Origin of the sequence: Candidimonas humi (assembly GCF_019166065.1) — a bacterium.
GTDB lineage: Bacteria > Pseudomonadota > Gammaproteobacteria > Burkholderiales > Burkholderiaceae_B > Candidimonas > Candidimonas humi.
In genome coordinates, this window is sequence record NZ_JAHTBN010000016.1 from 1 (window position 1) to 25,054 (window position 25,054).

Annotated in this window: 24 protein-coding genes; 4 read left to right on the forward strand and 20 right to left on the reverse strand. The window is 64.7% G+C overall.

Annotated elements, in window-relative coordinates; translation table 11 throughout:
- From KVP10_RS20150 to KVP10_RS20160, 3 genes are all read right to left on the reverse strand, one after another.
- Positions 1 to 415 (reverse strand): helix-turn-helix domain-containing protein (locus KVP10_RS20150; protein WP_217966610.1); only part of this gene is annotated, 415 nt, incomplete at its 3' end.
- Between the two features lie 77 nt (positions 416 to 492).
- Complete coding sequence (locus KVP10_RS20155) at positions 493 to 873, reverse strand: Bug family tripartite tricarboxylate transporter substrate binding protein (RefSeq protein WP_217966549.1); 381 nt, start codon at positions 871 to 873, stop codon at positions 493 to 495.
- Between the two features lie 11 nt (positions 874 to 884).
- Positions 885 to 1,850, reverse strand: a complete 966-nt coding sequence (locus KVP10_RS20160) for a TauD/TfdA dioxygenase family protein (RefSeq protein ID WP_217966550.1) — start codon at positions 1,848 to 1,850, stop codon at positions 885 to 887.
- 407 nt (positions 1,851 to 2,257) lie between these two features.
- On the opposite strand from KVP10_RS20160, the gene KVP10_RS20165 reads away from it, so the two are divergent.
- A complete protein-coding gene (locus KVP10_RS20165; RefSeq protein ID WP_217966551.1) occupies positions 2,258 to 2,683 on the forward strand; it encodes a DoxX family protein in 426 nt (141 codons plus the stop codon).
- A 7-nt stretch (positions 2,684 to 2,690) separates the two neighbouring features.
- On the opposite strand, the gene KVP10_RS20170 is transcribed toward KVP10_RS20165, so the two are convergent.
- The 10 genes from KVP10_RS20170 to KVP10_RS20215 all read right to left on the reverse strand — a co-directional run bounded on the left by KVP10_RS20170 (position 2,691) and on the right by KVP10_RS20215 (position 15,341).
- Positions 2,691 to 3,437 (reverse strand): GntR family transcriptional regulator, encoded by a 747-nt coding sequence (locus tag KVP10_RS20170; protein ID WP_217966552.1) that lies wholly within the window; start codon positions 3,435 to 3,437, stop codon positions 2,691 to 2,693.
- Positions 3,424 to 4,704 carry a 2-methylaconitate cis-trans isomerase PrpF family protein gene (locus tag KVP10_RS20175; protein WP_217966553.1) on the reverse strand — a complete coding sequence of 427 codons (1,281 nt, stop codon included), beginning with the start codon at positions 4,702 to 4,704 and terminating at the stop codon, positions 3,424 to 3,426. The genes KVP10_RS20170 and KVP10_RS20175 overlap by 14 nt, the downstream gene beginning before the upstream one ends.
- A gap of 38 nt (positions 4,705 to 4,742) precedes the next feature.
- On the reverse strand, positions 4,743 to 7,418 hold the full coding sequence (gene acnA / locus KVP10_RS20180; RefSeq protein ID WP_217966554.1) for an aconitate hydratase AcnA: 2,676 nt from the start codon (positions 7,416 to 7,418) through the stop codon (positions 4,743 to 4,745).
- A gap of 175 nt (positions 7,419 to 7,593) precedes the next feature.
- Positions 7,594 to 8,571 (reverse strand): 2-hydroxyacid dehydrogenase, encoded by a 978-nt coding sequence (locus KVP10_RS20185; protein ID WP_217966555.1) that lies wholly within the window; start codon positions 8,569 to 8,571, stop codon positions 7,594 to 7,596.
- A 177-nt stretch (positions 8,572 to 8,748) separates the two neighbouring features.
- A complete protein-coding gene (locus tag KVP10_RS20190; protein ID WP_217966556.1) occupies positions 8,749 to 9,714 on the reverse strand; it encodes a tripartite tricarboxylate transporter substrate binding protein in 966 nt (321 codons plus the stop codon).
- A gap of 88 nt (positions 9,715 to 9,802) precedes the next feature.
- Entirely contained in the window at positions 9,803 to 10,384 is a 582-nt protein-coding gene (locus KVP10_RS20195; protein WP_217966557.1) for an amino acid synthesis family protein, read from the reverse strand.
- Between the two features lie 207 nt (positions 10,385 to 10,591).
- Positions 10,592 to 11,479, reverse strand: a complete 888-nt coding sequence (locus KVP10_RS20200; protein ID WP_217966558.1) for an NAD(P)-dependent oxidoreductase — start codon at positions 11,477 to 11,479, stop codon at positions 10,592 to 10,594.
- 125 nt (positions 11,480 to 11,604) lie between these two features.
- The gene (locus tag KVP10_RS20205) at positions 11,605 to 12,540 is read right to left on the reverse strand and encodes a LysR family transcriptional regulator (protein WP_217966559.1); all 936 of its coding nucleotides are present in this window, start codon (positions 12,538 to 12,540) and stop codon (positions 11,605 to 11,607) included.
- A 28-nt stretch (positions 12,541 to 12,568) separates the two neighbouring features.
- The gene (locus tag KVP10_RS20210) at positions 12,569 to 14,191 is read right to left on the reverse strand and encodes an acyl-CoA synthetase (protein WP_217966560.1); all 1,623 of its coding nucleotides are present in this window, start codon (positions 14,189 to 14,191) and stop codon (positions 12,569 to 12,571) included.
- A gap of 250 nt (positions 14,192 to 14,441) precedes the next feature.
- Positions 14,442 to 15,341, reverse strand: coding sequence for a LysR family transcriptional regulator (locus KVP10_RS20215; RefSeq protein ID WP_217966561.1), 900 nt, complete (start codon positions 15,339 to 15,341; stop codon positions 14,442 to 14,444).
- 215 nt (positions 15,342 to 15,556) lie between these two features.
- Here KVP10_RS20215 and KVP10_RS20220 point away from each other — a divergent pair, with 215 nt between their 5' ends.
- The gene (locus KVP10_RS20220) at positions 15,557 to 16,165 is read left to right on the forward strand and encodes an RraA family protein (protein ID WP_343218781.1); all 609 of its coding nucleotides are present in this window, start codon (positions 15,557 to 15,559) and stop codon (positions 16,163 to 16,165) included.
- A 72-nt stretch (positions 16,166 to 16,237) separates the two neighbouring features.
- Positions 16,238 to 17,194, forward strand: coding sequence for a Bug family tripartite tricarboxylate transporter substrate binding protein (locus KVP10_RS20225; RefSeq protein ID WP_246600882.1), 957 nt, complete (start codon positions 16,238 to 16,240; stop codon positions 17,192 to 17,194).
- 61 nt (positions 17,195 to 17,255) lie between these two features.
- On the opposite strand, the gene KVP10_RS20230 is transcribed toward KVP10_RS20225, so the two are convergent.
- The 7 genes from KVP10_RS20230 to KVP10_RS20260 form a co-directional block, all read right to left on the reverse strand.
- The gene (locus tag KVP10_RS20230) at positions 17,256 to 18,323 is read right to left on the reverse strand and encodes a sulfate/molybdate ABC transporter ATP-binding protein (protein ID WP_217966563.1); all 1,068 of its coding nucleotides are present in this window, start codon (positions 18,321 to 18,323) and stop codon (positions 17,256 to 17,258) included.
- Between the two features lie 71 nt (positions 18,324 to 18,394).
- Positions 18,395 to 19,315 carry a sulfate ABC transporter permease subunit CysW gene (gene cysW, locus KVP10_RS20235; protein ID WP_217966564.1) on the reverse strand — a complete coding sequence of 307 codons (921 nt, stop codon included), beginning with the start codon at positions 19,313 to 19,315 and terminating at the stop codon, positions 18,395 to 18,397.
- Positions 19,312 to 20,214 carry a sulfate ABC transporter permease subunit CysT gene (cysT, locus tag KVP10_RS20240; RefSeq protein WP_217966565.1) on the reverse strand — a complete coding sequence of 301 codons (903 nt, stop codon included), beginning with the start codon at positions 20,212 to 20,214 and terminating at the stop codon, positions 19,312 to 19,314. Before cysT ends, cysW begins: the two co-directional genes overlap by 4 nt.
- Positions 20,211 to 21,305, reverse strand: a complete 1,095-nt coding sequence (locus tag KVP10_RS20245) for a sulfate ABC transporter substrate-binding protein (protein WP_217966566.1) — start codon at positions 21,303 to 21,305, stop codon at positions 20,211 to 20,213. Before KVP10_RS20245 ends, cysT begins: the two co-directional genes overlap by 4 nt.
- A gap of 97 nt (positions 21,306 to 21,402) precedes the next feature.
- Positions 21,403 to 21,582, reverse strand: coding sequence for a YezD family protein (locus KVP10_RS20250; RefSeq protein ID WP_217966567.1), 180 nt, complete (start codon positions 21,580 to 21,582; stop codon positions 21,403 to 21,405).
- Between the two features lie 202 nt (positions 21,583 to 21,784).
- Positions 21,785 to 22,642, reverse strand: coding sequence for an amidohydrolase family protein (locus KVP10_RS20255; RefSeq protein ID WP_217966568.1), 858 nt, complete (start codon positions 22,640 to 22,642; stop codon positions 21,785 to 21,787).
- A complete protein-coding gene (locus KVP10_RS20260; RefSeq protein ID WP_217966569.1) occupies positions 22,639 to 23,538 on the reverse strand; it encodes a TauD/TfdA dioxygenase family protein in 900 nt (299 codons plus the stop codon). Before KVP10_RS20260 ends, KVP10_RS20255 begins: the two co-directional genes overlap by 4 nt.
- A gap of 228 nt (positions 23,539 to 23,766) precedes the next feature.
- Here KVP10_RS20260 and KVP10_RS20265 point away from each other — a divergent pair, with 228 nt between their 5' ends.
- A complete protein-coding gene (locus KVP10_RS20265) occupies positions 23,767 to 25,032 on the forward strand; it encodes a CaiB/BaiF CoA transferase family protein (protein WP_246600883.1) in 1,266 nt (421 codons plus the stop codon).
- Positions 25,033 to 25,054: the final 22 nt, after the last annotated feature.

Consider the following 25,054-nt stretch of genomic DNA (forward strand, 5'->3'; position numbering starts at 1 on the left):
CCAGCAACGGATCACGGCCGCGCCGGATATGGGTGAAGTCGGCTTGCATCTGCTGACCAGGCGGCGTCTCAAAACGAACGACCGGCGAGTCGGCCGGCTGAGCGCGCAGGCCGTTGATGAAGACCTTAAGCTGGGTCAGACCGCCCAGATAACCCTGCTCTTGGATCTCCCGGTGCAACACCACAGCCGGGATCCAGTGCGGCCGCGCCGCCTCGACCCGACTCCGAAGGTAGTCCTTGTATGGGTCCAGCTTAGTCGGCCTGGCCTGCCGCGGCCCATACTGCTGTGTTTGCGCTTCGCGCAGGTACCGCCTGACGGTGTTACGTGAACACCCCATCTGTTTGGCTATCTCGCGGATGCCTACCCCGCGACGTGCCAATACCTTGATCTCCACTGCTTGCTCCTGAGTCAACATTGCGGCGGCCAAAGCCACCATCATTGCCCAGGTGGGTCACTTTTACTCCGACGCAGCGGGTCAGTATTACTCCGGCGCTAACACATCGCCACGCCCGTCAATTGATCGGGCTTGAACTTGGTGTGCTTGTACAGCGTAGGCGAGATACTTAGCGTTGTAGTTGTGGCGACCATTAAGGTATAGCCATCGGGCTTGCTATGGGCCACTTGCTGTGCCGCCAGTAGCGTCCCGGCGCCAGGCTTGTTTTCGACGATGAAGGATTGCTTGGTCTGTGCGGATAACTGGTCGGCAATGAGGCGCCCCAACTCGTCAGTGAGTCCTCCGGGCGGAAATGGCACTACGATGGTGACGGGCCGGCCTGGATAGTGTCTAACGGCACCGCGGGCTATCGGGCCGGCCAGCATGAAAACGCCTGCGCTGGCCAATAGGGTGCGCCGCGTAAATCGGACGGAAGGCATGGTCCGCCCCCTTAGCGTTCGAATTCGCGGATCGGGCGCGGACGCATGGAGTTCTGCAGTGCTTGCTCGCCATTCGGCAGCGGAGCGGTGGTCTCCGGCGTATAGGGCCCACTGACGCCAACGACGTCGTCCCCGGCCACCGTAATGCGCTCCATGGTGCGACGTTGCGGGTAGTAGTCGTGAGGTGCGTAATGTTGAACCGTGCGATTGTCCCACATTACTACGGTATCGGGCTCCCATTTGACGCGCAATTGGTATTCTGGAATAGCGGCTCGGCTATACAGGTAGTTGAGTATCATGTCGCTTTCATCGGTCTTCAGGTCTCGCAGCTTTACCGTGAATTGCGCGTTGACATTGAGGATCCTACGCTTCGTAACGGGGTGTACGCGCACGACTGGATGCCAGGGATTGGGATACTCGCGTTCGAGTTCGCGCAGTTTCTGTTGATGCTTCTCCGAAGTTGTGAATAGCGGCCTCCAGGGCTTGAAGTCATGCAAGGCTTCAAGGCTATGGATGTACCGCTTCATGCGTTCGGACAAACCGGTATACGCGGCGGCCATACTCGAAAATAGGGTATCGCCGCCATATTCCGGCACTACCTTGGCTCTCAGAATCGTGCCCATTGGCGGATTTTTGCGGAAGGTCTCGTCGGCATGCCATTGGTCAGTGAGTGCGGGAGGATTATCCGCGCTGTAGTCCAATACGATGACCTCGCGCTTATCGTCGAGGTTCGGGGAAAAGGGATGGATCGACAATTCGCCGAAGCGGCGTGCAAAGTCCATCTGCTGTTGCAACGTGATCTTCTGGTTGCGCATCACGATGACCCCGTGATCCATCAAGGCTTGGTGAATCACCGCGAATTCAGCTTCACTCTGAGGCCTGCTTAGCTCCACATTATGCAGGATGGCCCCGATATTGCCGTTGATACGCTCGATTTTGATGGTTGCTACCGAGGAGGGTTGGGTATTGGCAGGCATGATGATGTCTCCTTTTACGGCCAGTGCATGGCCGTGGGTGTGTTAATTCATTGCCATGTTAATTATCTGAATAGTATTTGATATTGTCAAGGAAATCGATGGTCAGATATATTTAATACTTGAGGGATCCACCTGTCCCCCTTTTTGTGCATAAGGGAACAACTGCCTCCATGTACCGGCTTCCGATCCTGGATGCCGTGCAAGCGGAGACGGCGACTTGCGGTGCGACCTCCGCAGCTCAGCTGCTCGACACTAGTGTGAAACACTATTACGATCATGCGTGCATTCGCTCTTCGCATGAGGGGCTGGAGGGCGGCGAAGTGGAAGCCTCGGACAGCGGGAGAGCACGCAGTCGCATGCCCATGGAGGGCGGATTATCTAAGAATAAGCACAAGGGGGAGAGCAACATGGCACCGATATTCATCGTCAAACTGCTGCGTTCGCGCGGCTTGTTCTACGTGGGCATGGCGATGCTCACGTTCATTTACTGGGCCAGCGGCTTCACCAAGCTGTTCGGCTTTACGCAAGCCCAGGCCGAGATGGCGCAGTTCGGGCTCCGGCCGCCGGCGGCCTATGCGGCGCTGGTGATCATCGTGCAACTGGGCGGCTCGGCGCTGGTGATCTTCGGGCGCCGCCTGGCCTGGCTGGGGGCGGGCATGCTGGTGGTGTTCACGCTGCTGACCATACCGATAGCGCACCAGTTCTGGAAGCTCGACGGCCTGGCGAGCTTCCTCGACATGATGCTGGTGTTCGAGCACTTCACTGTGATCGGCGGCCTGATTCTTGCCGCCGTGCTGGCCGAGATGAAATTCGGCCCCCACGCGCAGTCTTGACGCAGGCTCAGCGGCGCACAGTCCCGCGGCTTTTTTTCGCGGGCGTTGCCGTGGCCGCTTGCGCCTGCAGGCTGCGGCGCGCCGCAGCGATGTGCTTGCGCATCATGATCTCGGCCAGGTCGGGGTCGCGTTCCTCCAGCGCCTCGACGATGCGCATGTGTTCCAGCCACGCGCGCTGCGCGCGTTCCGGCATGCTGCGCTGGCGCTGGCGGCACATCTCGATCAGCGGCCCATAGTCGTCGCACAGGAACTTGACCAGGAACTCGTTGCGGCTGGCGCGCACGATGGTGGCGTGGAAATCGGTGTCCAGTTCCCGCGTCAGGTAGGCGACCGCGCCGATCTGTTCCGAGCGCGTCTTCTGCTGCATCAGTTGCGCGCGCAGCCGCCCGAGGTCCTCGTCGGAAATATGGCTTGCGGCTTCGCGGGCGGCCATGCCTTCGATGGCCTCGCGCAGCATGAATATCTGCTGGATCCGCTCGGGCGACAAGACCACTACCCGCGCGCCCAGGCGCGGCGCGCGAGTCACCAGCTTGCGTTCTTCCAGGCGGCGCATGGCCTCGCGCAGCGGGGCGCGGCTGATGCCGAGGCGGCGCGCGACCTCCGGTTCGCTGATCTTGGCGCCGGGCGCCAGTTCGCCCTGGACGATCGCGCGGCTCAGTTGCTCGAGCACATTGTCGGCCACCGGCTGCCAGTCGCCGGCGGCGCCGTCGCGGCCCGGCTCTTCGGTGTCCTGGCCCGGTTCAAGAGCGCTCATGCGCAGCTCCCGTGGCGTCGCGGCGGCCATCGCCCGCAGCCTGGCGGGCCGGTGCATCGTGCGTCCGCGCATTGGAGGCCTTTGTCGTTTGTGCTTCCGCCAGTCGGGCAGGCATGCGGCTGGCGGGAACCAGCACGCGGCCTTCCATGAGGCGCCGGGCGCTGCGATAGACCACCGCTTCCTCGACTTCGGACAGGCCGTCGTTCTGGCTCACCCGCGCCGCCACCCGCAGCCGTCCCGAGGGATGGCCGATCAGCAGATCTGCGCCGGCATCCGCGTCCAGGGTCGCCAGTTGCGCGGCGACCGAGCCCGGAATGCGCATGGCGCCGGCCAGGCACATGCCCCCGGTCAGCGGTATGGCGCGGTGCGGCTGGCCGGCCGAGAGCATGCGGGCCGTGATGTGCACGCTGCCGGCGGCCAGGGTCGAACCGTCCAGCGTGAGGCTGTCCTGCGCGGGGGACAGCAGGCAGACCTGCGGCAGGTTCTTCATGACGGTGCGCGCGGTTTCTTCTTTGTCGACCAGTCCCATGGCGAGGGCGGCAGCCACGCGCAGCGATTCGCATCGCTCGAGCAGGCCCGGATGCGCTTCCAGATCGGCGGGCAGTTCGGTGCCGCGCAGCCCGAAAGCGGCGGCGGCCACGAACACCACAGGATTGGCCAGATCGACCATGGAGGCTTCGACCGGGCCCAAGCCGGGCACGTCCAGGTGTTCCCGCACGTGGCCGGTGGGCAGCAGCCGGCCGGTGGCAGCGCCGCCAGGGCTCTGGAAAGCGAGGCGCACCGGCGCCGCGCTGCCGGCCACGCCTTCGAGGACGAAGTCGCCGTCGACCGCGGCGCGGCCGCCGCGCACCTCGAACTGGGCGACGATGATCTTGCCGGTATTGGTGTTATGGATGCGTACCGTGGCGCTGCCTTCGGCGGCGGCGACCATGCCCTCGTCGACCGCATAAGGGCCGATGGCCGAGGAAATATTGCCGCAATTGCCCTTGTACTGCACCACGGGGCTGTCGATCGCCACTTGCCCGAAGGTATAGTCCACGTCGGCATCGGGCCGGGCCGAAGGGCCGACGATGGCGATCTTGGACAGCGACGACAGGCCGCCGCCCATGCCGTCGAGCTGGCGGCCGTTGGGATCGGGGCTGCCCGTGGCGGCCAGGAAGATCGCGTCGCGTTCCTGCTGCGACGAGGGCAGGTCGCTTTCCTTGAAGATCAGCGCGCGGCTGGTGCCGCCGCGCATGTAGACGGCATCGATGGCGAGTTGTTCCATATGCGGTTTCCTTGTCGGTTCCGGGTTCCGGCCGCGCCTCAGCGGGCCGCCGCGACCGGCGCGTCTTGCGCCAGGCGCCGCAGCACGAAGGGCATCATGCCGCCCGAGGCCCACACTTGCAGTTCGTTGGCCGTGTCGATGCGGCATTGCAGATCGACGTTTTCGGTCTTGCCGTTGGCGCGGCGGATCTGCAGCCGCACGGTGGAGCCGGGCGCGACCTGCTCGGCCAGTCCCTCGATGTCGAAGGTCTCGCTGCCGTCCAGCCCCAGCGTGGCGCGCGTCGTGCCGGCCGCGAACTGCAGGGGCAGCACGCCCATCATGATCAGGTTGGAGCGGTGGATGCGCTCGAAGCTCTCGGCGATGACGGCGCGCACGCCCAGCAGCAGCGTGCCTTTGGCCGCCCAGTCGCGCGAGGAGCCGGTGCCGTATTCCTTGCCGGCCACGACCAGCAGCGGCACGCCCTGTCCGGCATAGCGTTCGGCCGCGTCGAACACCGACAGCACCGGGCCGTCGGGCAGGTGGCGCGTCATGCCGCCTTCCACGCCCGGCACCAGTTCGTTGCGCAGGCGGATATTGGCGAAGGTGCCGCGCACCATGATTTCGTGGTTGGAGCGGCGCGAGCCGTAGGCATTGAAGTCGCGGGGCTGCACGCCGCGTTCGCGCAGGAAACGTCCGGCGGGGGCATCCTGTGCAATATCGCCCACCGGCGAGATGTGGTCGGTGGTGGTGCTGTCGCCCAGCATCAGCAGCAGGCGCGCGCCGGCGATGTCGGCGGGTGGAACCGGGTCGGGCCGGTAATCGTCCAGATAGGGCGGGCGGCGAATATAAGTGCTGTCCGGATCCCAGGGGAATTGGGCGCAAGAGGCCGCTTCCAGCCGCTGCCATTGCTCGCTGCCCTGGAACAGGCCGGCGTAGCGGGAGAGGAACATGTCCGCGTCGATCAGGCTGGCGGCCAGCGCCTGGATTTCCGCGTCGTCCGGCCAGATGTCGCGCAGGTACACCGGCCGTCCGGCCTGGTCCGTGCCCAGGGGCTCGTGCTCGAGGTCCAGGGCCACGCTGCCGGCCAGGGCGTAGGCCACCACCAGGGGCGGCGACATCAGGTAATTGGCGCGCGCCAGCGGATGCACGCGGGCCTCGAAATTGCGATTGCCCGACAGCACGGCGCTGGCCACCAGTTCGCCCTCGCCGATCTGGCGTTCGATGTCCGGATCGAGACGGCCCGAATTGCCGCCGCAACTGGCGCAGCCAAAGCCCGCGACCTGGAAGCCCAGCGCGTCCAGGTCGCTCTGCAGGCCGCTGGCCTGCAGGTAGGCGGCCACCACTTGCGAGCCGGGCGTGAGCGAAGTCTTGACCCAGGGCTGGGCGCGCAGCCCGCGTTCTCGGGCCTTGCGGGCCAGCAGCCCGGCGGCCAGCATGACGCTGGGGTTGGATGTGTTGGTGCAACTGGTGATGGCGGCCAGCACCACCGCCCCGTCTTCCAGGCGCGGGCCGGACGCGGGGCGGGCCTGCTTGCCGAAGGACTGCTTGAAGTTGTCGGGCACGGCGCCCAGGTCGACCCGGTCTTGCGGGCGGCGCGGGCCGGCTACGCAGGGGCGAACGTCGTCCAGGTCGAATTCCAGCACGGCGCTGTACTCGGGCGCGGGCGTGCCGGCGTCGCGCCACAGGCCCTGGGCCTGGGCGTAGGCGCGCACCAGATCGATCTGCTGCGCCTCGCGGCCGGTGGTGGCGAGATAGCTCAGCGTCGCCGCGTCCACCGGGAAGAAGGCACAGGTCGAGCCATATTCGGGCGCCATATTGGCGATGGTGACGCGGTCGGTCACGGCCAGGCGGTCCAGCGCCGGGCCGTGGAATTCCACCAGCGAATCCACGACTTTGAAGGCGCGCAGGCGTTCGGTCAGGGTCAGTACCAGGTCGGTGGCGGTGACGCCGGCGCGCAGCGCGCCTTGCAGGCGCACGCCCACCACACGGCGCAGGGGCACGACCACCGGCAGGCCGAGCATGGCGGCTTCGGCCTCGATGCCGCCCACGCCCCAGCCCAGCACGCCTATGCCGTTGACCATGGTGCTGTGGCTGTCGGTGCCGACCATGGTGTCGGGAAACGCCACTTGTACGCCGTCCCGTTCTTCGACGCGCACCACCTTGGCAATGTGCTCGATATTGATCTGGTGCAGGATGCCGCTGCCGGGTGGTACCACGCGCAGGCCCGGCAAGGCCTGCGTGGCCCATTTGGCCAGCTTGTAGCGTTCGGCATTGCGTTCGAACTCGCGCTGCAGGTTGTAGGCCAGCGCGCCCGCATGGCCCGCCTGGTCGACGATGAGCGAATGGTCTATGACGAGGTCGACGGGGATCTGCGGGCTGATGCGGTCGGGCTTGCGTCCCAGCGCCGCCATGCCGTCGCGCAAGGCGGCGAGGTCGGCCAGCGTGGGGATGCCGGTGTAGTCCTGCATCAGCACGCGGGCCGGATGGAAGGGCACTTCTATGGTGTCGGGCGCGTCCGCGCGCCAGGCCAGTAGGCGCTGCAGGTCGGTGTTGGCCACGTCGTTGCGGCCGATATTGCGCAGCACGTTCTCGGCCAGCACGCGCAGGCAGTAGGGCAGGCGTGCGAGGTCGACGCGCCCCGCCTGTTGCAGGGCGGGCAGGCTGTAGAACTGATAGGACTGGTCTCCGACTGCCAGTTCGCGGCGGGCGTCGGTGGGGGCGTGCTCGGAATTCAAGTGAGGATCTCGCTGGTGGTTGCGAGCCGCCCGCAAGGGTGCTGACGGCTATTTTGTCGACATAATTCAAGTTTTATTGTATTCGAATTTTTTAAAACCCGAATTCTGTCGACAAAATATGCCGGCCCCCGGCTCCCGGATCCTGAACCCGGCCGCCGCCGGAGCGCGGCCAGGCTCAGGCGCCTGCCGCCTGCAGTTCTTTGTTCACCAGGGTCAGCAGCGGCAGGCCGGCGAAATGCCGCTCGGCGTTCTCGAGAAAACGCAGCACGGAGGCGTGGATAGCCTGCGGCGAGATGCCGCCCACGTGGGGAGTCAATATCGCGTTCTCGAATTCGAGCAGGGGAGCAGGCGGCGTGGGCTCGTTCTCGTAGACGTCGAGCGCCGCGGCCCAGATGCGCTGGTCGCGCAATGCGTCGGCCACCGCCAGTGTGTCGACGAGCGTGCCGCGCGAGATGTTCACCACGACGCCTTGCGGCCCCAGGGCATTGAGTACCGTCTTGTCCACGACATGGTAGGTTTCCTTGCCGCCGGGGGCGGAGATCACCAGGAAATCGCACCACGACGCCAGGCCCAGGATATCGTCGAACCAGAGATAGCCGGTTTCGTCGCGGCGTGTGCGGCTGTGGTAGCCGATCTGCATGTCGAAGGCCATGGCGCGCGTGGCTATCTTCTTGCCGATGGCGCCGAGGCCGAAGATCCCCATTTTGCGCCCCGACACGTGCGGCGGCCGCGGAATATCGTCGCGCCACAGGCCGCGGCGCACGCCATTGTTGAGAAACGGAAGCCGGCGGATCGCGGCCAGCAGTATGGTCATGGCATGGTCCGCCACGGCTTCGTCATTGGTGCCGGCGGCGTTGCATACGGGAATGCCGCGGGCGCTGGCGGCCTTCAGGTCGACATTCTCGTGGCCTACGCCCACGGTGCATATGAGTTCGAGTTTCGGCATGGCCGCGATCTCGGCGGCATACAGGCCGTTGGTGCCGTTGGTCAGGACCGTGCGTATTTCCGGGCCGCGCGCGGCGATCTGGGCGGCGCCGTTGCTGCGGTCCGCGCCCAGGTTTTCATTGGGCGCGTAGAGCATCTCGAAGCTTTCGGACACCAGTGCGCGGTGTTCTTCGGACAGGAAAACCAGAACCAGGAGCAGGGGTTTCATCTTGCGAAATAGCGTATGTGGAATGTGAATGGAGAAGGCTGTCGTCGATATGAAAAATACAAGGGCATCGGCCCGCGCAGCGAGCCGTGCCTCGTCATGGCATTGTAGAAACCTTGGGCCCGCTTTGTCTCCAGGCTTTGCCGGCAGCCGGCGCCGGCCCGCGGGCTTCGGCCCCGTTCAGTTCACTTTTGCGCCCGAAATCTTGACCATCTTGCCCCATTTGTCGATCTCGCTGCCCAGCAGCTTCTTGAAGTCCGCCGGCGAACTGCCCACGGGAATGGTTCCTTGCTCGGCGAGAATCTTGCGCACCTGTGGATCCTGGGTGATTTTATGCACGGCGGCCGCGATCTTCTCGACCACCGCCGGCGGCGTGCCGGCCGGCGCGAACACGCCGTTCCACAGCGTCACGTCGTAACCGGGCAGGACTTCGTCCACGGCGGGCACCTCGGGCAGACGGGTGGATCGCTGCTTGGTGGTAACCGCAAGCGCCCGCAGTTTCCCGCCCTGGATGTAGGGCAAGACCTCCACCAGCGGCGCGAACACCGCCTGGATCCTGCCCGCCAGCAGGTCGAGATTGGCAGGCGCTCCGCCTTTGTAGGGCACATGCATCATCGCCCCGCCCGCCATATGGTTGAACAGTGCGCCCGACAAGTGCTGCGAACTGCCGTTGCCGGCAGATCCGTAATCGACAGGGCCTTTCTTTTGCTGCACGTAGCTGACGAATTCCTTGAGTGTCTTGGCGGGAAACTGCGTGTTGACCACCAATACGTTCGGAATCAGCGCGACTTGGGACACCGGCACCAGATCCTTGCGCAGGTCGAATCCCATGTTCTTGTACAGCGACACGTTGGTGGCGATCGTGCTGGTGGCCAGCAGCAGCGTGTAGCCGTCGGGACGGGCCTTCGCCACGAAGGCGCTGCCGATATTGCCGCCTGCGCCCGCCCGGTTGTCGACAACTACCTGTTCCCCGAGTTCCTGGCCGAGCTTCTGCGCAAGCAGGCGGCCGGTGGAGTCGGTGCTGCCGCCGGCGGCAAATGGAATCACCAGCGTCAGCGGGTGGTCGGGCCACGCCGCTGCGTGGGCCGCGCCGGTGGACAACAGCAGGCCTGCCAGCAGGCCCTTCAATAGCGAGGACAGCTTCATCGTTTTGTCTCCTTTTCTGCCCAAGGGTGTAAGCCTTGCGCCGCCCGTCCCTTGTCGCCGGGCGGCGCCGGTATTTGCGTCGCCCGCTTCAGCGCTGGCCGTCGCCGACCTTGATCTCGTCGACGCGCAGGCCGCCCAGCCGCTCGTGGACCCGGGTCCCGGTCGACATTGCCAGCGCATACAAGAGTTCGTCGGGGCGAGGGCCGTCGATCACGCCCACGTCTATCGTGCTGAAATGGCTGCGCACGTAGCACGCCTCGATGTGATGCAGGGGGATCTGCAGCCGCGTGCCGGCGGAGGCGACCACTTTGGCGGCCGGCACGATGGATTTCGCCTTGGGCAGGTGCTTGCGCATCGGGTAGCCGCCGCCTATATGCCAGATTGCCCCATGCTCCAGTTCGCCGTTCAGCCCGACGATGGCGCCCTTGCCGTAGGCCTGGATCTTGTCGGCGCCTCCCAGCGCATCGATCAGCTCGGGAACGATTTCCATGGCCATTTCCGTGGAATCCTTGACCAGTTCCGACAGGTCTTCGACGTATTTGCCCGCGTACGGGTTTTGAATCACCACGGCGATAGACCCCGCCTTGATGGGCTCGCTGCGCGCCGGGCCCCCTTCGTGATAGATGCTTTCGATATTGAGCAGCTTCTTGCGGATTTTGATCAGGGACATGAAATGCTCCAGTAAAGACGATTGACGGAATAAGGAGAAAGAGTTGCCTTGCAGGGCCGAAGAGCCCCGGCGATGGCTGCTTGAGTCTCGGGACGCAGGCACGCCGGACCGCGCTTCGGGCCGGCGCCGCGTTCCGGCCGGCTATGCCGGGCGGTTTCGCGTCGCGTGGTTCGCGGGTGCAGGGCGTTCAGGCAGCGCGCGGCCCGGTCAGGCCGGTTTTTCCCCGAACTGGGCTCCGGCCCATTGCTCGATATGGCGGATGGTGTAGACGTTGTCCTTGTTCCCGTCGCCCTGGGTGATGGCAAAGGCGAGGAACTGGCGCGCCGCTGGGTTTACCTGCATGGGCACCCCGAGCTTGATGGCCTCGTCCAGGCACATGGCCACGTCCTTGTGCAGCAGTTCCGTGGTGAACCGGGTCGGGAAACTGCGATCCAGCACGCATTGGGGAATGCGTTCGAGCGTGGCGAACGAGCGGCCGCTCGATACATTGATCACGTCCAGCATGGTCTTGGCGTCCAGGCCGGCCTTGGCGCCGTATACCAGGGCTTCGCAGCTTGCGATCATGCTGGTGGCGTAAAGCGTGTTGTTGATGATCTTCATCGTCTGGCCCAGGCTGGGGTCGGCGCCCAGGTAGAAGATGTTCTTGCCGAGTATGCGCAACAGCGGCTCTACGGTGCGGAAGGCTGCTTCGGGGCCCGCCGGCATCACGGACAGCGTGCCTTTCTCGGCCGCGACCGTGCCGCCGCTGACCGGCGCGCCGATCAGCGCGATGCCGCGCCCATGCAGCAGGGCGTCGACTTCCTGCGTGACCGAAGGCCCGGTAGTGGACAGGTCCACCACGATTTTCACGGCGCTGCCTTGCGCCACTTCCGCGGCCACATCGGCGACGATGCGGGGCATGGGCAGGCACAGCAGCACTATCTCGACCTGCGATGCGAGTTCGCGTGCGCTCGCCGCGATGCTTGCGCCTTTTTCGGCCAGGCGCTGTTGCGCGGCCGCGCTGCGGTCATGCACCAGCAACTCGTGCCCGTGGGCCAATAGGCGTGTCCCGAAATGCTGGCCGATATTGCCGGCGCCGATCAATCCAATCTTCATTGCGTAAGCCACCTCCAGAGGGCCGATGACGCATCGTTCGACGATGCACGGTTGTCGATTCGCATGCTAAGGCGTGCGAGGACCGACCGTCCATTGCCGATTTGAAGATCGGTTATGCCTTCATGTTAAGTGCCGGCCTGCCGGGTTCGCGCCTGCCGGACCCGGCGCTCCCCGTCCTGTTGCGCCTGCTGGATCAGGACTTCGATGAACTTGTCGGCATGGGTGTGGCCGTTGTCGAACCTGGAGCGCACGATGCTGGGCGTCAGCTTGATTTCTTCGCGCAGCGGCAGCACGCGCAGGTCTTCCCAGGCCAGGCCGTCCACCGTGAACTCGTCCACCATGGCGATGCCCGCGCCGGCGCGAACTAGAGAACAGGCCACGTCGGTCTGGTGAATGTCGACGCGCGTCTTGATCGACACATTGGCTTTTTTGAAGGCGGTGGCCACCAACTGGCCGAAGGCGATGCCCGGGTCGTGCGCGATGATGGGGTAGCGCGACAGGTCCTCGATGCTTACGCTTTTCTTGCGGCATAGTTCGTGGCCCTTGGGAACCACGCACACCATGCGCCCCTCGTCGAAAGGGAACGCGACGAGATTGGAATGTTCCAGCGGCAGCACCGAGACGGCCAGGTCGACCTTGTTGCTGAGCACTTCCTGGGCCATGTCGGCCAGCAGCGTCGAATGGAAATGCATGCGTATCTTCGGGTAGCGCTGCTGGAACTGCGTGATGGCGCGCGACACCAGGCCCTTGCTCAGGCATGGGCTTGCCGATACGCGCAACACGCCCGAGGGGCCGGCGGCGAGATTGCGGGAAAACTCGTCGACGCGCAAGGCGTGTTGGTAGAAGTCCTCGACTTCCTGGAACAAGGCTTCGCCTTCGGGAGTCGGGACCAGCTTGCCCTTGACCCGGTTGAACAGCTTCAGGCCCAGGGTCTGCTCGGTGTGCGCGACGATGCGGCTGATGGCCGGCTGCGAGGTGAACAGCAGCTTGGAGGCGCCATTGATGGAGCCGGTCAGCATGACGGCGCGGAAGACCTCCATCTGGCGCAGTCGGAATTTCATCGGGTTCCCCAATAGGTGTTCGGGCGTCTCAACGCGCGGCATCGCGCAACTGCTTGCGGATGATCTTGCCCGTGGCGGTCATGGGCAGCGAGTCCACGAAGCTGACCTGGCGCGGATATTCATGCGCCGCGGCCCGGCGCCGGACGTGCTCCTGGATATCGCGTACCAGTTCGTCGTCGCCGCGGTAGCCTTCGTTGAGCACGATGTAGGCCTTGACGATCTCGGTGCGCTGCGGGTCGGGCACGCCGACCACGGCCGCCATCTTCACAGCCGGGTGGCCCAGCAGGCAGTCCTCGATGGGGCCCGGCCCGATGCGGTAGCCGGCGCTGGTGATGACATCGTCGTTGCGGCCCACGAAGCGGAGGAACCCGGCCTCGTCGCGCATGCCGCGATCGCCCGTGATCAGGAAGCTGCCGGCGAATTTCTCGCGCGTGGCGCCAGGGTTGTTCCAGTAATTCAGGAACATCACCGGGTCGGGGGCGCGGACCCCGATATTGCCTTCGGCGCCGTCCGGTACTGGTTGGCCGTCGTCGTCGACGATCTCCACCGCGTGGCCGGGCACGGCCTTGCCCATGGACCCGATCAGCGGGGGAAACAGCGCCGAGCAGGACGAGACGATCATATTGCACTCGGTCTGCCCATAGAATTCATTGATGGTCAGGCCCAGGTTGCGACGGCCCCATTCGATCAGCTCCAGGCCCAGCGATTCGCCGCCGCTGGCCACCGATACCAGTTTCAGCGGCCAGCGTGCGCCGGGGTTTTCTATGCCGCGCAGCATCTTCAGCGCGGTGGGCGGCAGGAAAGTGTGCGTGACGCCGTGGCGCGACATCAGTTCGTAGGCGGCCTGCGCATCGAATTTGCCGAAGCGGCGCGCCAGCACGGGCACCCCGTGATGCCAGGACGGCAGCAATACGTCGAGCAGGCCGCCGATCCAGGCCCAATCGGCGGGGGTCCACATCAGCGCTGCCCGGTCGGGAAAGAAATTGTGCGACATCTCCACGCCCGGCAAATGGCCCAGGAGCACGCGATGGGCATGCAGCGCGCCCTTGGGCTTGCCGGTGGTGCCCGAGGTGTAGATGATGACGGCCGGGTCGTCGGCCCGCGTGCGCACGGGCGTGAAATCGGGCGACTGGCGTTCGAGTTCCGGCCAGAAGGGCAGGAAGCCGTCGTCGGCCTGCTGCGCATCGATATCGAAGAGGGTCCGCAGCTCGGGCAGGCCGGCACGGATGTCCGCCAGTTTTGTGCGGCCCTCGGTATGAATGATCAGGGCGCGGGCTTGCGAGTCGGCCAGGCGGAACTGCAGGGCCTCGGTGCCGAACAGAGTGAACAGGGGCACGGCGATGGCGCCGAGCTTGTAGATGGCCAGGTGGGTGATGGCGGTTTCGGGGGCCTGGGGCAGGAAAATGCCGACGCGGTCGCCCTGGCCTACGCCATGCGTGCGCAGCGCGTTGGCGAACTGGTCCGACAGGCGCTTGAGCTGGTCGAAGCTGTAGTGCGTTTGTTCCCCCGGCGATTTTTCGCTGATCAGCGCCAGGCGGCCCGAGCCGTCGGCCCATTTGTCGCAGGCATCCACGCCGATGTTGTAGTGTTCCGGTATAGCCCAGGAGAAGGCCTCGCGGGTGGCTTCATAGGTGGCTCGGGCTTGCAGCATGGTCGGGTCTCCTCGGTGTTTTCCGCCTTGCAGCGCTTGGCGGATGCTGTCCGGTTATTCGTGTCGTGCTCGGCGTATGTTTCGTTCTTGCTTTGCCTGCGCGTCCTCGCGTGCGCCGCTGCCGGATTTCATTGTATGTAAGTCTGGCTTGCGGCGGGGTCGCGGCCGTTTGCCGAGTTTTCGCGGGCCTTTCGCCGGCAGCTCGGCTGCACGCCGTGGCTTGCCTGCCGCCTCTTGCCGGGCGCTACGCTCAATCGGCGCCCAGCACCGTATTGGAAAAATCGCAATGCTGGGCGGCGATTTCCACGATATTCGTATGGAAGTCGTCGTCGACCTGCTTTTTGAAATAGGCCGAATACAGGATGCGCGGCGCGGCCTTGGCCGTCTGCAGCCTGACCAGGCGCCGGGCGCCGACCATGGGCATGAAGTATTCCTGGGGTATGCAACTGATGCCTATGCCCGACATGCTCAAGCTGGCGGTGGCGATCAGGTTGTTGATGGTGAAGATATTGCTGGCCGCCTTGTACGGCAACAGCCAGGTGTCGTAGATCTCGCTCAATGCCGATTCGTTGCTTTGCCGGATCAGCGGCATCTCGGCGATTTCGCGGGCGCTGTAGACGCGGGCGGGATCCAGCGACTTGCCGCCCACCCACATCAGGTCCAGGTAGCGCAGCGGGATTTCCTGGAAATCGTTGGACATCGAGCGGGTCTGCATGAAGGCCACGTCGATCTTGCCGGCCGCCAGCATCTGCCGCAGCTCGCCCGACATGCCGATCACCGCGTCGACGTGGATTTCGGGATAGCGGCTCTTCAGATGATCGATGAGGTTGGGCAGCCAGGTGATGGCGGTGATTTCCGTGACGCCCAGCGCCAGCTTCTTGTGGGTGCGCGCGCGGTGCTTGAAGTCGCGCGCCAGGCGCTCGCGGTGCGACAGCAGTTCTTCGGCGATGTGGAAGACTTCCTGCCCTTGCGGGCTCAATGTCTTGTGCCGGCCGTCGCGTACGAAAAAGGGAACATCGAAGATGCTTTCGAGTTGCTGCACCCGCTTGGTGACGGCCGACTGCGTGGTGAACAGCTTCTGCGCGGCCGCCGAGAAGGTGCCGAGCTTGACCACCCAATAGAGCGCTTCGAGCTGCTTGTACGTGAACATGGGTGTGGCGGTGTCCGCAATATATTCTTTAATGGAATATATAAATTGTAATTTAATTAATTTTACGGAATAGGTAGCTTGTCCAACAATACGCACTTCGGCGAAACACGGGCCACGGGCCCCATTGGCGTTGCGTCTGGCCCATGCGCGGGCCAGGCGGGGCGGAACACGGGGGCGCCCATCGGCCGCTTTCTTTAGATCAGGCAGGATAGATAGTGAATTTTGCAGAATTGTTTTCCGGCGTCGCGACATCGCTCATCAGCGACAATATGGATCGCCTGCGCGGCACGCACGCCTTGAAACCCATGCACGGCGAAGGCCAGTTGGTGGGCAGGGCGCTGCCCGTCAAGGTGGCCCCCGGCGATAACCTATATATCCATCTGGCGCTGCGGCAAGTCCGGGCCGGCGATGTGCTGGTGATCGACGGCGGCGGCTGCGTCGATCGCGCCCTGATCGGGGAAATCATGATGTCGGTGGCGCGCATGCGCGGCGCTGTGGGCTATGTCATCGACGGCGCGGTGCGCGATGTCTCGGCATTCGCCGAACACCGGTTTCCCTGCTTTGCCCGCGGCGTCACGCACAAGGGGCCCTACAAGAACGGCCCGGGGGTCATAGGCGAGCCGGTGGCTATAGACGGCGTGGTGGTGTCCGCGGGCGACATCGTCGTCGGCGACTGCGACGGCGTGGTGTTCGTGCCGGCCGCGCAGGCCGAGCGGGTCAGCGGCCTGGCTCGCGCCAAGATGCGCGACGAACAGGCTGTCCTGGCCGGCATCGCCCGCGGCGAATACGACGATAGCTGGATAGACGCGGCCTTGGCGCACTGAAAAAACCGGATTCATAAAGCACAGGGTATGCGTACCCGGGAAGGAAAGAAAATGTCGTTTACCAGGAAACATATGATGGCCGGCGTTCTGGCCGGCGCATTGGCAGGGGGCTGCGGCATGGCCCAGGCTGCCGCATTCCCCGACCATGCCATCCAGTTGGTGGTGCCGTGGGCGCCGGGCGGGGCGACCGACGTCATCGGCCGCTTCATTGCCAAAGGCCTGAGCGAGCGCGTCGGCCAGGCGGTGGTCGTCAACAACAAGGCCGGCGCCGGCGGCAATATCGGCACTGCCTCGTTCGTGCGCGAGAAGCCCGACGGCTATACGCTGCTGGTGGTGACGAGCTCGACCAATGCCGCCAATCCGCACCTGTATTCGCGCCTGGGCTTCGACCCGAAAAAGAGCTTCGCGCCGGTGGCCTACATCGGCTCGATCCCCAATGTGCTGGAGGTGCCGAAATCCTCGCCCTTCAACAACCTGGCCGAATTCCTGCACTACGCCAAGAAGAATCCCGGCAAGCTGAACTACGGCTCGGCCGGCGTCGGTTCTTCGCAGCACCTGGCCTCGTCGCTGCTGGTGCACCTGACCGGCATCCAGGTCACGCACATTCCCTACAAGGGCAGCGGCCCCGCGGTCAGCGACCTGTTGAGCAAGCACCTCGATTTCATGATCGACACCGGCTCGATCACGCAGGTGCAGGCCGGAGCCCTGAAGGCCCTGGCCGTGGCGTCCAAGACGCGCCTGACCGAACTGCCCAATGTGCCCACCTTCGCCGAAGCCGGCGTGCCGGGCATGTACGCGTCGGCCTGGTACGGCATCGCCGCGCCCGCTGGCACGCCGGCGCCTGTGGTGGCCGAATTGAACAAGCAGATCAACCTGGTGCTGGCCGATCCCGACATCCACAAGAAGCTCGAAGCCATGGGCGTGCAGGTCGGGCCCGCCGAGAGCCCTGAACAGTTCGCCAAATTCATGTCCGAGGAAGTGGACCGCTACGGCGAACTGGTGAAGCTGTCCGGCGCGAAGATGGAGTAGGGCGGCGGGCGCCGGCCCGTGCCTCCCGGCCGGGCCGGTTGGGGATGTGCCCGGTGCCGGCTCAAGCCGTGCCCGCCGCCGGAAACACCCGGCCCTGCAGCACGCGCAGGAACAGCGGGCCGCCCTTGTCGATTTCCAGGGCATCGTAGTCGCGGCGCGGGATTTCGACGTGTATGGGATTGTCGCCGGCCTGCTGCGGCATGCGCACCTCCAGGCGCACCAGCGCGCCCAGCGGCAACATGTGCTCGACTTCCACCGCGGGCAGGCCGGGTTCGGGACTGCGCGTCAGTTGTATGTCGTGCGGGCGCACAAAGGCCGATACCGGCTCCGGGCCGCCGGGGGGGCGCACCGGCAATTGCCAGTGGCCGAGGTCGATATCGTTTCCTCGCGCGCGTCCCCGGAAGATATTGACGTTGCCGATGAAGCGCGAGACGAAGGGTGTGGCCGGCCGGTCGTAGACCTCGGAGGGAGAGCCTGCCTGCTCGATGCGGCCCTTGTTCATGACCACCACCCGGTTCGCCACTTCCATGGCTTCCTCCTGGTCGTGGGTGACGAAGACGCTGGTGACATCCAGATTGCGGTGCAGGTCGCGCAGCCAGCGGCGCAGGTCCTTGCGCACATTGGCGTCCAGCGCGCCGAAAGGCTCGTCCAGCAGCAGCACGCGCGGCTCCACCGCCAGGGCGCGGGCCAACGCGATGCGCTGGCGCTGGCCGCCGGAGAGCTGGTCGGGATAGCGGTCGGCCAGCCATCCCAGTTGCACCAGGTCCAGCAGTTGCGTCACTTTGCTGCGAATGGCGGCCGGGTCGGGCCGTCGGCGCCGCGGGCGGGCCCGCAAGCCGAAGGCGACATTCTCGAACACCGTCATATGGCGGAACAGGGCATAGTGCTGGAACACAAAGCCTATGCCGCGATTGCGCACGTGCTCGGCGGTCTTGTCCTCGCCGTGGATGGCGACGGTGCCGCTGTCGGGCTGCTCCAGGCCGGCAATGATGCGCAGCAGCGTGGTCTTGCCGCAGCCCGAGGGGCCGAGCAGCGCGACCAGCTCGCCTTCGGGAATGTCCAGGTCGATGCGGTCCAGCGCGGCGTAGTCGCCGTAGCGTTTGCCGACGTTGCGGATTTCTATGCTCATGGTGTTCTCGCGATATTTGATGGGGCTCCCCGGGGCTTTGGGCCTCGGGTATATGGCTGCCCGGGCCATGGCTAGGGTTGCGGCTGCACCTGTGCTCGAGCTTGATGCAATTGCCCGGCCCGCGCCCGGGTCTGGGCACCGCGGGCGCGTCCGCGCCGCGCCTGCTGCCATTCCAGTGCCGTCTTGGCCAGCAGCGTGACGATGGCCAGCAGCGCCAACAGGGATGCGATCGCGAAGGCGCCGGTGAAGTCGTATTCGTTGTAGGTCTGCTCGATTTGCAGAGGCAGGGTGTTGGTCTGGCCGCGGATGTGGCCTGACACCACGGACACCGCGCCGAATTCGCCCATGGCGCGCGCATTGCACAGCAGCACGCCATAGAGCAGGCCCCATTTGATATTGGGCAGCGTCACCTTCAGGAACATCGTCCAGCCGCTGGCGCCGAGGCTGAGCGCAGCCTCTTCTTCTTCCCGGCCTTGCTCCTGCATCAGGGGTATCAGTTCCCGCGCCACGAAGGGAAAGGTCACGAACAGCGTGGCCAGCACAATGCCGGGCGTGGCGAACAGCACATGGATGCCGTGCCGGTCCAGCCAGGGGCCGAACCAGCCTTGCGCGCCGAAGATCAGCACATAGATCAGGCCGGAGATCACGGGGGAAATGGAAAAGGGCAGGTCGATCAGTGTCATCAGCAGGCTGCGGCCGCGAAAGCGGAAACGCGCGACGGCCCACGCGGCGGCGATGCCGAAACAGGTATTGAGCGGCACCACGATGGCCGCCACCAGCAGCGTCAGGCGCAGCGCCGACAGGGCGTCCGGATCGGCCAGGGCCGCGAAGTAGGCGGCGGCGCCTTGTTCGAAGGCCTGCTCCAGTACGGCCAGCAGCGGCAGCACCAGGAACAGCAGCAGCACGCCCACGGCGACCGCAATCAGGATGCGAGCGGGCCAGCGGGACTGCCCGGCGCCCGTGGCGGCGCGGGTTGCGGCGGATGTTTTCATGGGCGCTCTTCCTTGCCCGTGTTGCGGCGCGCCCAGGCCTGCAGCAGATTGATCAGCAGCAGCAGGGTGAACGACACGGCCAGCATGGCCAGCGCGATGGCAGTTGCGCTGCCGTAGTCGAATTGCTGCAATTGGGTGACGATCAGCAAGGGCACGATTTCCGAATGCATGGGCATATTGCCGGCGATGAATATGACCGAGCCGTATTCCCCCACGCCGCGCGCGAACGCCAGCGCGAAGCCGGTCAACAGCGCCGGCAGGATGTTCGGCAGGACCACCCGCAGGAATGTGTGGCCGCGCCCCGCGCCCAGGCTGGCGGCGGCTTCTTCCTGGGCGGGATCCAGCTCCTGCAGCATGGGCTGCACGGTGCGCACCACGAATGGCAGCCCGATGAAGATCAGCGCCGCCACGATGCCCAGGGGAGTAAAGGCGATCTTGATGCCCCAGGGGGCGAACCACCGGCCCAGCCAGCCATTGGGAGCGTAAAGCGTGGTGAGGACGATGCCTGCGACGGCGGTGGGCAGCGCGAACGGCAGGTCGATGAGCGCGTCCAGGATCTTCCTGCCGGGAAAATCCTGGCGCACCATGACCCAGGCCACGAGCAGGCCCAGCGCGGCGGCAATCAGCGCCGCGGCGAATGCGCAGCCCAGGCTGACGCGGAAGGCCGCCAGCACTCGAGGCGAATCCAGCAGCGCCAGGATGCGCGCGGGCGTCAACTGCAATGCCTTCAGCGCCAGCGCCGATAGGGGTATGAGCACCACCAGGCTCAGGTAGACCAGCGTGCAGCCGAGCGCGGGGCCGAAGCCCGGCAGCACCGAGCAGGTGCCCCGGCGCCTGGCCGGCGCCGCAGGAACGGCCCGTCGCAAGACCGGGGCGGGCAGTGCAGGATTCGACTTCATTTCAGGTAGATCTGGTCGAAGATCCCGCCATCGGCGAAATGCGTCTTCTGTACTTGGCGCCAGTCGCCGAACACGTCCTGCAGCTTGAACAGCGGCACTTTGGGAAGCAGGGCCAGGTCCTTGGCGTCGGCATATTCGGGGTGCAGCGGCCGGTAGTAGTTGGCGGCGGCGATTTTCTGGCCTGCGGGGCTGTACAGGTATTCCAGGTAGGCGCGCGCCACCTTGCCCGCCCCGTGCTTGTCGGCATTGCCGTCGACCACGGCGACCGGCGGCTCGGCCAGGATGCTGATCGAGGGTACGACAATGTCGAAATCGCCCTTGAGCCGGTATTTCGCCAGCAGCGCCTCATTTTCCCAGGACAGCAGCACATCGCCGATGCCGCGCTTGACGAAAGTATTGGTCGAGCCGCGTGCTCCCGAGTCGAGCACGGGCACGTTCTTGTACAGGCGGCCGACGAATTCCTTGGCTTTTTCCTGGGCGGCGGCGACCCGTTGGCCGGCCGCCGGGTCCTTCAGCAGCGCCAGGTCGCCCAGTTGTTGCTTCAGTTCGTAGCCCCAGGCCGCCAGGTAGTTCCAGCGCGCGCCTCCCGAAGTCTTGGGATTGGGCGCGATGACCTGCACGCCCTTGCGCACCAGGTCGTCCCAGTCGCGTATGTGCTTGGGGTTGCCCTTGCGCACCAGGAACACGATGGTCGATGTGTAGGGAGCGCTGTTGTCGGGCAGGCGGCTTTGCCAGTTCTTGGGTATCTTGCCCGTCTTGTCGGTGATGGCGTCGATGTCATAGGCCAGCGCCAGGGTCACTACGTCCGCGGCCAGCCCGTCTATCACCGCACGCGACTGGCTGCCCGAGCCGCCGTTGGAGGTCTTGATGGTCACGGTTTCGCCGGTGGCCTGCTTCCAGTGTGCGGCAAACACCGGGTTGTAGGCGGCATACAGTTCCCGGGTCGGGTCGTACGAGACATTGAGCAGCGTGGTGTCGGCGTGGGCGCCGCCCAGGCCGGCCAGCGAGAGCGCAGCGCCGATCAGGAAATGCGCAAGAGCCCTGCGGCGCGCGGCAACGGGCGCCCGGTCGGGAGTGTAGCTGTGGTGCATGGAGCCTCCGGTGGGAAGTGGGAACTTCGGCTTCCGGTGGTCCAGTCAGCAGAATAAATAGAGTCGGATATTGGGCGGCCTTGCGGCTGCAAAGAGATCAGTTGCGTGGCCTGGTGTCGGCCACGCGCAGTTTTTCCTTCTTTTCCAGTTGTACCAATTTGCCCTGGTGAAAAGTCAGTTCGACGGTACCGTAATGCAGCGGCCCGACGAGTTGCTGCAGCAGCGCAAGCAACTCGTCGAAACGGGCGGAATCATAGATATCGGAAGGAATGGACATATTCTTCTGGCATCGGAACAGTACGGTGCGGCAAAGCCCGCTGCGTGCGCAAGCCCTGCATGAAGAATTCTAAGGTGCGGTGAATCAAACTTATAGGAATATTTAGCGATTTCAATATTTGCGATATCTATATGTATCTACAGCTATCGAGCCGTACGCGATGCATGAAGTCGCTGGAAGAGTCGCTTGCGGTTGTTGTGTGTCAGAAACCGTAGAGCTTTGCGGGGTTGTCCACCAGGATCCGGCGCCGCAGCTCCGGCTCGGGCGCCCAGTCCTGCAAGAAGTCGAGCAGCGCCGCGTCGTCGGGCATGCGGCGGCTTTCCAGCGTTGCCATGACATGAGGCCAGTCGCTGCCCCACAGCAATCGTTCGGGAGCAAGGGATACCCATGATCTGGCCAGGACATGCAATTCCGCCTCGGCGGGCGAGCCCACCAGCCGCACCGCGGTGGCCAGCGACAGCTTGAGCCAGGTGTTGCCTCTGTCCAGCAGGGACTGCATGACGGCGTACGCGGGATGGCTGCGGCCTCCGGATTGCGGCAGCCTGGCCATGTGGTCCAGGACGACGGGTATGGGCAGGTCGCGCAAATGAGGCTCGCCGTCGATCAACTGGTCCGCGTCCAGCATGATCTGCGCATGCCAGCCAAAAGGCGCGACCCGCTCGGCGATCGATCTCAAGGTGTCGATGCGGTTGGTCTTGCTGCGGTACAGATTGAAGCGAAAGCCCCTGGCGCCATGCGCATGCAGGCGGGACACCTCGGCCGCCGGCGTGTCCTCGCCTAGTGTCACCACGCAACGGGCTTGCGGCCCCAGCGCGGCTGTCGCTCCGATGGTGCACCGGTTATCCAGGCCGTACATGGACGGCGCCACGACGACTGCTCGCGAAGTGCCCAAGCGCTTCTGCAGCAGCTTGTAGTCTTCGACCCCTGCTCGAGGTACGGCAGGCGCGCCCTCTGCAAATGGATGGCGGCCGTCGAAGATGTGCATGTGGCAGTCGCAGGCGTCTGCCGGGACGGCCAGCCGGGGCGTGCCGGTCCCGCCGGAAAAGGGAACGGAGTTCAAACCGGAATCTCTCCCGCTATGCCGGCGCGGTGCAGTCGCCGGGGAATATCCCCATAGTCCGTCACCGCCAGGTGCTGGGTTGCGCAATTGTCCCAAACTAGCAGGTCTCCGCGCCGCCAGGAATGGCTGTATCGGTATTGTTCCTGGGTGATGTGCCGGCACAGGCGCTGCAGCGTGGCTGCGCTTTCTTCGGCCGGCATATCCACGATCTCCCTCGTATGCCCTTCGGTGACATACAGGCAGCGTTTGCCGGTACGCGGGTGAGTCCGGACGACGGGGTGCCGCACATCCTGGATGTCGGCGCTTTTTGCGGCGTTGCGAGGCGAGGCCCGGAAATTTCCGGCCTGTTTCTTGTCCATGTTGTAGCCGAGGCTGTGCACCGCCTGCCTGCCTTGCAGTGCGCGTTTTTCTGCGTCGCTCAGGTCCTCGTAGGCGGCGACCGTACTGGTGAACAGCGTGTTGCCCAGGGGCTGGCCGTCCCGTTCGGGGATTTCCAGTCCGTACAGAACGGTGTACATGTCCGGCCTGGGCAGGTATGAGCCGTCCGTGTGCCACAGCGCGCCGGCGTCCATGAGGCCTATGGGCTTGCCATGTTCCACGATGTTCGAGACTACCGTGAGCTCTTGCGCGCCGGCAACCGCCAGTTCCTTGAAAAAGGACACGCGAAGCTTGCCCAGCGCCGCGGCGAAGCCGACCTGGTCCTGCGGCGTCAGGTGTTGATCGCGCAATACGACCACCCCGTATTCGTCCAGCGCCCGGCGTATGAATTCGCCCTCGGCGTCGCTGATACCGCCCGCAGCGTCGATGCCGATGATTTCGGCGCCGATAGGGCCCGGCATCGGTATGGCGCCGGGGGCCTGGGCGAGTTTCCGGTTCGTAGTGTCGGTGTCGTTCATTGTCGGTCTCCATTCGTTCTGCGTGGCGCTGCTCGGCCTGGGTAACCCGCAATCGCGGTACTGCTCAAGAGCACCCGGGCGGCTCTGCGGCTACAGGGGTCGAGAAAATGATAGCCCTTGGGTTTGCGCAATGTGCGCTGAAAATGTGGATTCAAAAATAATATTTAGCGGGCTGTGCGGGGGCGACTTTGCAATACGATGGCTGTGTATCGTGGCAGAGGACCGAGTATGGATGCAGCGTCGCACGACAGAAAACCCTCCAGGCTCAAGGCCGGAGAATATTGCCCGGATGGCAGGGGACCGCTGGACGGGATCCGAGTGCTGGATCTTTCGCGCCTGTTCGCGGGCAATTCCCTGAGCCAGACTCTGGCCGATTTCGGCGCCGAAGTCATCAAGGTCGAGCCCCACGATGGCGATACGCTGCGAGGCTGGCGCACGGCCGGAGTGCAAACCAACTGGAAGTTGTACTGCAGAAACAAGAAGAGCGTGGCCATCAAGTTCCGCGATGCGCGCGCTCTGGAACTCTTGCTGGACATGGTGAAAACGGCCGACGTCTTCATCGAAAGTTTCAGGCCGGGCACACTGGAGAAAATGGGTCTGGCTCCGCAGGTTTTGCTCGAAGCCAACCCCAGGCTTGTCGTGGTACGAATTTCGGGGTGGGGGCAAGAGGGCCCTTATAGCCGCCGTCCGGGTTTCGGCACGCTGATCGAAGGCATGGCCGGGTTCGCGTCTCTTAATGGTTTTCCAGACAGGGAACCGGTTCTGCCGCCCATGTATCTGGCCGACGCGTTCGCGGGCAGCTACGGGGCCACGGCAGTCCTGATCGCCCTGAGATCTATCGAAATGGGAGGCGGTGCTGGGCAAGTCATAGACGTGCCTCTGCTCGACCCCTTATTCCACGTGCTGGGGCCGCAGGCCGCCAACTACAGGCTGACCGGCAGGGTCAAGCCGCGGGCCGGCAGCCGCTCTACCAATTCGGGCCCGCGCAATGTCTATCTCACGCGTGACGGGCTTTATGTCTCTTTGTCCGCGTCGACCCAGAAAATGGCGGAACGAGTGTTCTGCTCGATCGGCCGACCCGAACTGGCTGCCGATCCCCGCTATGCGACGAATGCGGAGCGAGTGCGGCACGCGGCCGAGCTGGATGCCATCATCGGTGAATTCATCGCGCAGCGCACCCAGGCCGAAAACGTGGCTTTCTTCGAAGCGGCGGAAGTCACTATCGGGCCCGTCTACGATATTTCGCAGATCGTCGACGATCCGCATTTCATCGAGCGCGAGATCCTGGCCGATTATCCGGACGAAGAAATGGGGGCGTTTCCCATGCATCACGTCGTGCCGCGCCTGTCGCGTACACCTGGAAGCATTCGCACGCCGGCCCCTCGCCTGGGAGAACACAATCGACAGGTATTGGCCGAAATCGGTATCGACGATGCGCGCTACCAGGCCCTGCTCGACAGCGGCGTGGTGGTCGAGGACAAGGACGAGCCGTGAGTCCCGGGCCAGGCGTCGCGCA